Here is a 467-nt window from a genome sequence, read left to right as displayed (position 1 = left end):
CCTCGAAGCCGATCATCTGCTCGTGCAGCTTCTCGCCGGGGCGGATGCCCACCACCTCGACGCGGGCCTCGGGGGCGACGGCGCGGGCGATGGCGCCGATCGTCATCGAGGGGATCTTGCGCACGTAGATCTCGCCCCCCACCAGGTCGTCGAGGGCGTGCCACACCAGCTCGACCCCCTGCTCGAGGGTGATCATGAAGCGGGTCATGCGCGGGTCGGTGACGGGCAGCACGCCCGTGGCGCGCAGCGAGGCGAAGAGCGGGATCACCGACCCGCGCGAGCCCATGACGTTGCCGTAGCGCACCACGCCGAAGCGGGTGTCGTGCCCCGCCGCATAGGCGTTGGCGGCCACGAACAGCTTGTCGGAGGCGAGCTTGGTGGCGCCGTAGAGGTTGATCGGGCTCGACGCCTTGTCGGTGGACAGCGCCACCACCCGCTTGACCTTGCGGTCGATGCAGGCGTCGATC

1 protein-coding gene is annotated in these 467 nt (G+C 70.0%); it reads right to left on the bottom strand.

What is annotated here, in order from left to right; genetic code table 11:
* Positions 1 to 467: polysaccharide biosynthesis protein (locus tag D7Y13_RS42460; RefSeq protein ID WP_158626220.1), on the bottom strand; the 467-nt coding region annotated here is incomplete at both ends.

The sequence above is a fragment of the Corallococcus praedator genome (assembly GCF_003612125.1).
Taxonomy (GTDB): domain Bacteria; phylum Myxococcota; class Myxococcia; order Myxococcales; family Myxococcaceae; genus Corallococcus; species Corallococcus praedator.
This window is presented reverse-complemented; position numbering and strand designations above follow the sequence as displayed.